Raw genomic sequence first — 7,052 nt, 5'->3', positions numbered from 1 at the left:
ACCATCAGCCTGTGGGCGGGCTCGTCCGCGGTCGGGGATCCGGTGTTCATGCCCCGATTCAACGGGCCGCGCGGGCCCCTGTGATCGGCTTCCGTACTCAACCCGCCTGGGTACGCGTCCTCAACGCCTCCCGCACGATCGCCTCCAACTGCTCGTGGTGCGCGCCCTTCCAGTACGCGCGCCCGCAGTCGCCGCACTGGGCGAACACGTCGTACGACCGCTGCGTGCCGTGCTCCAGGCGGTCGGCGACCTCTTCCTTCGTGGCCGGCCTCAGCAGTCCGTTGCAGGCGGTGCAGCGGGTCCACGGCCGCAGCTCCGGCGCGAAACGGTCCAGTACGTCGCTCAGTTGCTCGTCCGGCTGTGTGCTGTAGATGTACGCCCCCGCCCACAGCTCCCGCCGCCGCAGCAGCCCCCGGTCGCGGCTGAGCATCACACGCCGCTCGGCGGCGGACCGTGTGGCGAGCGCCGGGTCGCCGATGTCGGTCGACTCGTACGCCGTGTCGACGCCGAGCAGCCGCAGCCGCCGCGCGAGCGTGCCCAGGTGGACGTCCAGGAGGAAGCGGAGCGGGGCGCCCGGTACGCGCTGGGGGCGCTCGACGGGGCGCACGGTCACGGACTCGCCGGCCGCAGGCACGTGCGACACCGGCACCTCGCGGCCGTCCACGACCAGCGCCCCGACCTCCGTCAGCGGGACGCCCAGCGACTCGACGACATGGCCGAGCGTGGAGACTCCGTCCGTGGCGAGGGCGGTCGCGCCCGCGCGGCGGTGGTGTGGCACGAACAGGGCCAGCTCGGGAGCGACTTCGACGTGGATCTCGGGACCGTTCACCTGGTCAGGATTGCATGGCGGAGGGCGGGTGACCTCAGGGTTTTTGGGGAGCGAGGCCGTGTTCCAGGACGGCCAGGGCACGGTCGACGAGGTCGGCGGGGTCGTCGCGGAAGTCGTTCTCGGCCCAGTAGAGGGTGATCTCCGCGAGTCCGCCGACGAGGGACATCGTGAAGACCCGCACCTCCAGACTGTCCCGGTCGAGGCCGGTGCGCGCGGAGACGGCCTCGGCGATCTGCCGGCCGGTGACGGCCAGGCTCTCCACCATGCGGCTCCGGACCGCGGGGACGGTGGCCATCAGACGGGCCCGCAGCCGGGTGGTCTCGGGCTCCCGCTCCAGCCCGTGGCCGAGGGCCATCCTCGTGACGTGCCGCAGCGAGTCGACCCACGGCTCGTCCGTCGGCCGCCCGGCGAGTTCCGCCAGGAGGACCGGGTCGTACTCGTCGGTGACGACGATGTCCTCCTTGGTGGGGAAGTAGCGGAAGACCGTGGACGGCGAGACCTCGGCGCGGTCCGCGATCTGCTCGATCGTGGTGGCGTCGTAGCCCTGTTCCTCGATCAGCGCGTAGGTCGCGTCGCGGATCGCCGTCCGGGTCTTGATCTTCTTCCGCTCACGGAGTCCCAGCTGGGGGCCCTCGGTGGGGGGAGACGTGTGCGCGGGGCTCATGCGGCTCATTCTCGGGCATCGGCCTCCGGCCCCACCATGCCCGGACCGCCCCTCGCCCATCCCTCCGGCCCGCCCCCACAGGTATGAGAAACGGCCACGGTGGGAAGCCGTGGCCGTCGAGGGGCGCGGAGCAGGAGCGGGCACGGCCCGATCCGCTCCGCGTTCCGGTTCGTGCGATCCGCTACGCGTGCTGGTACGCCACCAGCGAGATACCGACGTAGTGCACCACGAACGCGGCGAGCGTCAGCGAGTGGAAGACCTCGTGGAAGCCGAACCACCTCGGGGAGGGGTTCGGCTTCTTGATGCCGTAGATCACACCGCCGGCGCTGTAGAGGAGCCCGCCGACCACCACGAGGACCAGGACGGCGATACCGCCGGTACGCATGAAGTCGGGCAGGAAGAAGACCGCGGCCCAGCCCATCGCGATGTAGCAGGGCGTGTAGAGCCAGCGCGGGGCGCCGACCCAGAAGACCCGGAAGACGATCCCCGCGAGCGCCGCGCCCCAGATGCCCCACAGCAGCCACTGCCCCTTGCTGTCGGGCAGGAGCAGCATCGTCAGGGGCGTGTACGTGCCCGCGATGATCAGGAAGATGTTCGCGTGGTCGAGACGGCGCAGGATGCCGTCCATGCGAGGGCTCCAGTTGCCCCGGTGGTACAGCGCGCTGACACCGAACAGCAGGCAGGCCGTGAGGACGTAGATGCCGCAGGCGATGCGTCCCCGGGTCGAGTCCGCGAGCGCGGTGAGCACCAGGCCGGCGACGAGCACGGCCGGGAACATACCGAGGTGCAGCCAGCCGCGCAGCTTGGGCTTTATCTCGTTGAGTTCGTCCGAGATCTGGTGACTGATCTGGTGGGCGATCTGATGCGGCAAGGAACGCGCGTCCGGATGGCGGCGGTCGGCCGGCGTCTCCGTGTGCGCTTCGGGGACGGACGCAGTCATGTCAGGCATCGTACCTACGGAACCGTAACTTGCGGGACATCGCGGGCCGTTCGAGCGCCCGGAAGTGGCCATCGTCTCACGCGAACGCCGGATCGGGGATACCCGGGTGAATTCCCGGATACCCGCGGTGAGGAAGTGGTGACGCACGGAAACCTCATGACCGGGGACGAAGGAGTGGCGATGCTCACTGTGCTCACCTGTGAGGCCCTCTGGACATATGGGCACTCTCGTCGGATGATCAAATGAGTGCGGTCGGCACCGGATGAGCGCCCAAAGATCCAACCCGTGAAGCATCCGGGCCGCAGCCCCCACGGGGCCTCCAACAAAAAATCCCTCATTTAGGAGCAATCGTGGCGCGCGACATCGCGGCTCCCCCGTCAACCGTCCCCACCACCCACCGAGACCTGATCTCCTGGGTGAACGAGATCGCCGAACTGACCCAGCCGGACAACGTGGTCTGGTGTGACGGATCCGAGGCCGAGTACGAGCGCCTGTGCGAGGAGCTCGTCGAGAAGGGCACCTTCCGGAAACTCGACGCCATCAAGCGCCCGAACTCCTACTACGCGGCCTCCGACCCGACCGATGTCGCCCGGGTCGAGGACCGTACGTTCATCTGCTCGGAGAAGGAGGAGGACGCGGGTCCGACCAACCACTGGAAGGCCCCCGCCGAGATGCGGGACGTCTTCCAGGGCGAGAAGGGCCTGTTCCGCGGCTCGATGCGCGGCCGGACGATGTACGTCGTCCCGTTCTGCATGGGCCCCCTCGGCTCGCCGCTCTCCGCGATCGGCGTCGAGATCACGGACTCCGCGTACGTCGCGGTCTCCATGCGCACGATGACGCGCATGGGGCAGCCGGTCCTGGACGAGCTGGGCTCCGAGGGCTTCTTCGTGAAGGCCGTGCACACCCTCGGCGCCCCGCTGGAGCCCGGCCAGGAGGACGTCCCCTGGCCGTGCAACAGCACGAAGTACATCTCCCACTTCCCGGAGAGCCGCGAGATCTGGTCGTACGGCTCCGGCTACGGCGGCAACGCGCTGCTGGGCAAGAAGTGCTACGCCCTGCGCATCGCCTCCGTCATGGCCCGCGACGAGGGCTGGCTCGCGGAGCACATGCTGATCCTCAAGCTCACGCCGCCGCAGGGTGAGTCGAAGTACGTGGCGGCGGCGTTCCCGTCGGCGTGCGGCAAGACGAACCTCGCGATGCTGGAGCCGACGATCTCCGGCTGGACGGTCGAGACGATCGGCGACGACATCGCGTGGATGCGCTTCGGCGAGGACGGCCGGCTCTACGCGATCAACCCCGAGGCCGGGTTCTTCGGCGTCGCCCCCGGCACCGGTGAGCACACCAACGCCAACGCGATGAAGACGCTCTGGGGCAACTCGGTCTTCACCAACGTCGCGCTGACGGACGACGGCGACATCTGGTGGGAGGGGATGACGGAGGAGACCCCGCAGCACCTCACGGACTGGAAGGGCAACGAGTGGACGCCGGCGTCCGAGACCCCGGCCGCCCACCCCAACGCCCGCTTCACGGTGCCCGCGTCGCAGTGCCCGATCATCGCGCCCGAGTGGGAGGACCCCAAGGGCGTGCCGATCTCGGCGATCCTCTTCGGCGGGCGCCGCGCCACGGCCGTGCCGCTGGTGACGGAGTCCTTCGACTGGAACCACGGCGTCTTCCTCGGCGCGAACGTGGCGTCCGAGAAGACGGCGGCGGCCGAGGGCAAGGTCGGCGAACTGCGCCGCGACCCGTTCGCGATGCTGCCGTTCTGCGGCTACAACATGGGCGACTACATGGCCCACTGGATCGACGTGGCCAAGGACAAGGACCAGTCGAAGCTGCCGAAGATCTACTACGTCAACTGGTTCCGCAAGGACGACCAGGGCAAGTTCGTCTGGCCGGGCTTCGGTGAGAACAGCCGCGTCCTGAAGTGGATCGTGGAGCGGCTGGACGGCAAGGCGGAGGGTGTGGAGACGCCGATCGGCATCCTGCCGACGGCGTCCGCCCTGGACACGGCCGGACTGGACCTGTCCTCCTCCGACCTGGACTTCCTGCTGACCGTCGACAAGGAGGTGTGGCGGGAGGAGGCGGCGCTCGTCCCCGACCACCTCAACACCTTCGGTGACCACACGCCGAAGGAGCTGTGGGACGAGTACCAGGCCCTGGTCCAGCGCCTGGGCTGACCCCCGCCCCGCAAGACCCCGCGGCCGGCCGTATATGGGTTGCCCTGACCAGCGACGTCTCCTCGGCCGGCCGCGGTTCATTCTGCAGGACGGCGCCCGCCGCACTCGCTCCGCTGGAGTGGGTGGGCGGGCGCCGCGCTCGTCGTGGTACTCGCCGCCATGCACCTGAGCGGAACGCTGCTCAGCTTCCTTGTCCTACCGGCCTGGGCTCTGGACGCGTACGGGGCAGCCCCTGCCGACGCCCCTTCGGCCGACGTACCGCCGTTCATGATCTTCATGGCGCTCGCGCTGCAGTGCTGAACGTCGGCCCCGTCACCCAAGTCCTCCCCCTGTGGGCCGACTTCATGGCGCGCGCACAGGGATGACCGATTCTGCCGATCGGATTTCAGTCGATTCTCACGCAGTAGACGAACGGGACACTGGTCGTCCTGCGACCTGACGTCAGATCGACTGCATGGACACGGGAGTTCGGGTTTCCGGGGGCGCACTTTCCGGGGAAACCGGTGACGAAGCCGAAACTCCCGCCGGCGTGTCCGGCGTGCCTGGTGGCCGTGACCGTCCGGGACTTGTTGACCGCGCCGGAGAACACGAGGCGGACCGGGCTGTTCACGTTGAAGTGGTTGCCGCTGACCTTGAGGGCGCCGTTCTGCGAAGTGATCCACAGCCGCACCGCCAACCGCCGGTCATCGGCCTGACTGTTGTCATATCGCGCCTGCGCGCGGGTCTGTGGGGTCACGCAGGTGTGGTCGTCGGAGCCCCATGCCTCACGCCAGACATACCCCTGCTTGCAGTAGCCGTTCGGGAGGATCCGGCCGGGGGCCAGAGCGTTGTCGTTGGCGGTGTTCGTACGCGTCTGCGGCGTGACGCACACGACGTCACTGGCACGCGCGACCCGCCAGACATACCCCTGTCGGCAGGTGTTGGGCCCGTAGTCCTGAGCACTGGCGACCGACGGCGCGGACAGTCCGCCGCCGATCCCGGCGCCAACCACCATCGCCGAGGCCATGAAACGCCTGAGCATAGTCATACCTCCACAGTTTCGAGGTCGCTACGGATTCATCGTCCGCTCTCGCTGCTGGATCATCAAACGCTGCGGATGGAGGTCCGATTCAGCCTCAGAATGCGGCGCCGCCCGACTCGGCCGGCCCGCAAGAGCGCCAAGCACCCCACATCACCGAGTGACTGTGAGTGGACGCGCTCAGGAACCAGGTTCGTCGAACAAGTCGGCCCGCGCCCCTGGAAAACCACCATTGGGAATCACCCGTCCCGCCCGTACCGGCGAACACCCTTGGCCGAGATCTGTGATCGCGTGCCGGTCGTTGGGGTCTCATCCCCGCACACCGCCGCGTGGGCGAGAGTAAGCACTTCGGCAGGAGAGAGTGCCCTTTCCGCGAGAAGCCCTCCGAGAAAGGGACTGCACCAGCAAAAATATCAGGGCTGTTGCTTTCCTGCCTCTTGGTGCTTCCCGCCTGACTGCGTGCCGCCGGGGGGCGGCAGCGGATGGGTTGGCGTCAGGAAACTTCTCGTCTGCTCCACAGCGCGGCCGATGAGTTTGTGGCTCCCGGCCGGTCCAAGCTGGTGACACCCCAGGAAAGGACACTGCCATGTCGGAGCTTCTCGTCGACTTCATCACGTCCCTCGACGGCTACGCGTCGGGAGAGGGATGGCCAGGGTTCTGGGGCCTCGAGGGCCCGGAGTACCTCGCGTGGCTGGGCGAGCAGCCCGAGGTCACCTACCTGATGGGGGCGAAGACCTACCGCCTGATGTCGGGCTTCGCCGCAGGCGAGGTCCCGAAGGGCCAGGACGAGTTCAGGCCCGAGGAGGAGGCGTCAGTCGACGAGCTCACGCGAGCGTCCAAGGTGGTGTTCTCCTCCTCGCTCGAGGAGCCACTGACATGGGCCAACTGCCGGCTCGTCCGCGGCGACGCCGTCGAGGCGGTCCGCGCCATGAAGTCGAGTGGCTCGGGGCTCCTCAGCACGATCGGCAGCCTCAGCCTGTGCCGGTCCCTGCTACGAGCCGGACTCGTGGACCGCTTCCGGGTCGTGATGTTCCCGGTGATCACCGGGGCCACGGGCGAGGAGCGCATCTACGACGGCTATCCGGACGTCGCCCTCGAAATGATCGACCATCGCACCTTCGACGGCCGCACCCAGCTGGTCGAGTACAAGCCCCGCGTGCTGGAGCACCCGCCGCTGGGCGCCCCCGCGTGACGTCGCCCCGTCCGCCGGTCTGTCCGCCGGTCTGTCCGGATGCCCACGACCAGCGCTGTGACGCCGATCGCCGGTCCTGATCGGGTCCACGACGGCGTCCATCAGGGCACGTCGACGGCCCCGCACCCGACGAAGTGCCGTCGGATACGGGGCCGTCGACCGGCGGTGAGTGGCGTCCTCAGGGCGGCGGGCTCCCCTGCACCCCTCGGTGGCCCCACCGCCCCTCTCAGCC

7 protein-coding genes are annotated in these 7,052 nt (G+C 68.7%); 3 read left to right on the top strand and 4 right to left on the bottom strand.

Going from position 1 to position 7,052, the window contains the following annotated elements:
• Window positions 1–97 precede the first annotated feature (97 nt).
• The 3 genes from AOK15_RS01520 to trhA form a co-directional block, all read right to left on the bottom strand.
• Window positions 98–829 carry a Mut7-C RNAse domain-containing protein gene (locus AOK15_RS01520; protein WP_055511868.1) on the bottom strand — a complete coding sequence of 244 codons (732 nt, stop codon included), beginning with the start codon at window positions 827–829 and terminating at the stop codon, window positions 98–100.
• A gap of 34 nt (window positions 830–863) precedes the next feature.
• Window positions 864–1,493 carry a TetR/AcrR family transcriptional regulator gene (locus AOK15_RS01515; protein WP_055511866.1) on the bottom strand — a complete coding sequence of 210 codons (630 nt, stop codon included), beginning with the start codon at window positions 1,491–1,493 and terminating at the stop codon, window positions 864–866.
• 181 nt (window positions 1,494–1,674) lie between these two features.
• Window positions 1,675–2,433 (bottom strand): PAQR family membrane homeostasis protein TrhA, encoded by a 759-nt coding sequence (gene trhA, locus AOK15_RS01510; RefSeq protein ID WP_055511864.1) that lies wholly within the window; start codon window positions 2,431–2,433, stop codon window positions 1,675–1,677.
• 350 nt (window positions 2,434–2,783) lie between these two features.
• Between trhA and AOK15_RS01505 the strand changes: the two genes are divergently transcribed.
• Window positions 2,784–4,610 (top strand): phosphoenolpyruvate carboxykinase (GTP), encoded by a 1,827-nt coding sequence (locus AOK15_RS01505; RefSeq protein ID WP_055511862.1) that lies wholly within the window; start codon window positions 2,784–2,786, stop codon window positions 4,608–4,610.
• Between the two features lie 159 nt (window positions 4,611–4,769).
• On the top strand, window positions 4,770–4,910 hold the full coding sequence (locus AOK15_RS44790) for a hypothetical protein (RefSeq protein ID WP_157870141.1): 141 nt from the start codon (window positions 4,770–4,772) through the stop codon (window positions 4,908–4,910).
• 85 nt (window positions 4,911–4,995) lie between these two features.
• On the opposite strand, the gene AOK15_RS01500 is transcribed toward AOK15_RS44790, so the two are convergent.
• Window positions 4,996–5,637 carry a hypothetical protein gene (locus AOK15_RS01500; protein ID WP_157870140.1) on the bottom strand — a complete coding sequence of 214 codons (642 nt, stop codon included), beginning with the start codon at window positions 5,635–5,637 and terminating at the stop codon, window positions 4,996–4,998.
• Between the two features lie 577 nt (window positions 5,638–6,214).
• Here AOK15_RS01500 and AOK15_RS01495 point away from each other — a divergent pair.
• Window positions 6,215–6,820, top strand: coding sequence for a dihydrofolate reductase family protein (locus AOK15_RS01495; protein WP_055511858.1), 606 nt, complete (start codon window positions 6,215–6,217; stop codon window positions 6,818–6,820).
• Window positions 6,821–7,052 lie beyond the last annotated feature (232 nt).

The sequence above is a fragment of the Streptomyces ossamyceticus genome, assembly GCF_001418475.1.
GTDB lineage: Bacteria > Actinomycetota > Actinomycetes > Streptomycetales > Streptomycetaceae > Streptomyces > Streptomyces ossamyceticus.
This window is presented reverse-complemented; position numbering and strand designations above follow the sequence as displayed.